Annotated in this window: 3 protein-coding genes; all 3 read left to right on the forward strand. The window is 70.4% G+C overall.

The genetic code is table 11. The features are described from left to right. Positions 1-635, forward strand: a 635-nt coding sequence (locus AC1DY2_RS18150) for a regulatory protein RecX (RefSeq protein ID WP_476763683.1), incomplete at its 5' end; no start/stop codon positions are given. A 12-nt stretch (positions 636-647) separates the two neighbouring features. Continuing rightward, the gene (gene miaB, locus AC1DY2_RS18155) at positions 648-2,243 is read left to right on the forward strand and encodes a tRNA (N6-isopentenyl adenosine(37)-C2)-methylthiotransferase MiaB (RefSeq protein ID WP_476763684.1); all 1,596 of its coding nucleotides are present in this window, start codon (positions 648-650) and stop codon (positions 2,241-2,243) included. A gap of 1 nt (position 2,244) precedes the next feature. After that, positions 2,245-2,848, forward strand: a 604-nt coding sequence (locus AC1DY2_RS18160; RefSeq protein ID WP_476763685.1) for a tRNA (adenosine(37)-N6)-dimethylallyltransferase, incomplete at its 3' end; no start/stop codon positions are given.

Consider the following 2,848-nt stretch of genomic DNA (forward strand, 5'->3'; position numbering starts at 1 on the left):
GATCGGCCCTGTCCGACGACGTCGTCGATGCGCCCGAGCAGCCCCGCACGAGCGGGTCGGGCGGCAGTCGTTGGTCGTCACCGAACTCCGATCGCGACTCCCGGCGTGCCGAGCGTCGTCGCAGTCGCTTCACCGTCGTGAGCGACGATCCCGAGGAGACCGGGCCCGAGCGAGATGCCCGCATCGATCGGCTCGTCGTGTCTCGGTTGCGCCGTTCGGCGCTGTCCGTCGCCGAGGTGCGAGCGGTGCTCGCCGAACACGGCCTCGACGAAGCGGAGATCGAGGAGTGGATCGAGCGCTACGAGCGGTTCGGTTACCTCGACGACGCACGACTCGCCGAGCAGCTCGTCCACGTCAACGGGGCCCGCCGCGGCCGGGGGAGCGGTGCGATCCTCCAGGAGCTCTCGCGTCGCGGGGTCGACCCTTCCGCGGCTCGCGCCGCCGTCGACGAGCTCGACCCCGACGTCGAACGTCGCAATGCCCTCGAGGTGGCGCAGCGGCGTGCGAGGCAGCTCACCGGACTCGACCACCAGACGGCGGAGCGTCGGCTCTCCGCCTTCCTCCAGCGTCGGGGCTACCCCGGCGACATCGTCCGCGAGGCGGTGACGGCGGCGTTGACCGCCGATGGCTCGTAAACTGGTGCGATCATGAGCACCCTTCGCGAGGCCTCGACGATCGAGACCACTGAGCCGGCGTCGACGCCGCGGACCTACGAGGTCCGCACCTTCGGCTGCCAGATGAACGTGCACGACTCCGAGCGCCTCAGCGGATCGCTGGAAGCGGCCGGGTACGTGCCCGCCGACGGTGCCGAGCCCGACATCGTCGTCATCAACACGTGCGCCGTGCGCGAGAACGCCGACAACAAGCTCTACGGCAACCTCGGACATCTCGCCGGCGTCAAGCGTCGTCACGCCGGCATGCAGATCGCCGTCGGCGGTTGCCTCGCCCAGAAGGACAAGAACGTCATCCTCGAGAAGGCGCCGTGGGTCGACGTCGTCTTCGGCACCCACAACATGGGGTCCCTGCCGAGCCTCCTCGAACGTGCACGCCACAACGACGAGGCGCAGCTCGAGATCCTCGACGCCCTCGAGGTGTTCCCGTCCACGCTCCCCACCAAGCGGGATTCCACGTACAGCGGGTGGGTGTCGATCTCCGTCGGCTGCAACAACACGTGCACCTTCTGCATCGTGCCGGCGCTCCGGGGCAAGGAGAAGGATCGCCGACCCGGCGAGATCCTCGCCGAGATCCAGGCACTCGTCGACGACGGTGCTGTCGAAGTGACCCTGCTCGGCCAGAACGTCAACTCCTACGGCGTCGAGTTCGGCGATCGCCAGGCATTCGGCAAGCTGCTCCGCGCCGCGGGCCGGATCGAGGGCCTCGAGCGCATCCGCTTCACGAGTCCGCACCCGGCCGCGTTCACCGACGATGTCATCGAGGCCATGGCCGAGACGCCGGCGGTCATGCCGCAGCTGCACATGCCGCTCCAGTCGGGCTCCGACCGCATCCTCAAGGCGATGCGCCGGTCCTACCGCTCCGAGAAGTTCCTCGGCATCCTCGACCGTGTGCGCGCCCGCATCCCGAACGCCGCCATCTCCACCGACATCATCGTCGGCTTCCCGGGTGAGACCGAAGCGGACTTCCAGGAGACGCTCCGCGTCGTGGAGGCCGCACGATTCGCGTCGGCCTTCACGTTCCAGTACTCCATCCGCCCGGGCACCCCGGCCGCGACGATGGACGAGCAGGTGCCGAAGGAGGTCGTGCAGGAGCGCTACGACCGACTCATCGCGCTGCAGGAGCAGATCTCCTGGGAGGAGAACCAGCGCCTCATCGGGCGTCCGGTCGAGGTCCTCGTCTCGACGGGTGAGGGCAAGAAGGACGCCGAGACGCGCCGGCTGAGCGGCCGGGCCGAAGACAGCCGGCTCGTCCACTTCGAGGTTCCTGCCGGCTCCGAACTCCCGCGCCCCGGCGATGTCGTGTCGGTCACGATCACGCAGGCTGCGCCGTTCCACCTCATCGCCGACTCGCTCGACGATGCGCCGCTGGCGATCCGCCGCACCCGGGCGGGCGATGCCTGGGATCGCGCACAGGCCGAGAGCTGCGGCGTGCCGGCCGGCCCCGCGGCATCCGTCGGTGCTCGCGTGTCGTTGGGCCTGCCGTCGTTGCGCACGCGTGGCGCCGAGCCGCTCGTGGCTCCTGGGGTCGGCACGATGCCGATCTACGACCCCAGCGACGCACAGCGCTGACGTGACCCTCATCGCGATCGTCGGCGCGACCGGCACCGGCAAGTCCGACTTCGCGCTCGACCTCGCCGAGGCGTTCGAACGCGCGGGCCGGGTCACCGAGGTCGTGAACGCCGATGCGATGCAGCTCTACCGCGGCATGGACATCGGCACCGCGAAGCTGGCACTCGATGCGCGGCGGGGGGTGCCGCATCACCAGCTCGACGTGCTCGACGTCACCGAGGAGGCGTCGGCCGCGGCATACCAGCCCGCCGCCCGTGCGGCCATCGACGACATCCTCGCCCGCGGCCACGTGGCGCTGCTGGTCGGTGGATCCGGCCTGTACGTGTCGTCGGTCATCCACGACTTCCGCTTCCCCGGCACCGACGCCGCCATTCGCGCGCGGCTCGAGGCCGAGCTCGCCGAGATCGGTCCCGGCCTCATGCACGGGAGGCTGCGGGCGCTCGATGCCGAGACGGCCGCGAGCGTCGATGCGCAGAACGGCCGGCGCATCRTGCGCGCCCTCGAGGTCATCGAGCTCACGGGGGAGCCGAAGGCCGCACGCCTTCCCGACGAGCCCGTGGCCTGGCGGCCGCACCGCATCGTGCACCTCCGCAGCGACCGCGCAC

This window comes from Agromyces sp. P1_H4, from assembly GCF_056405255.1.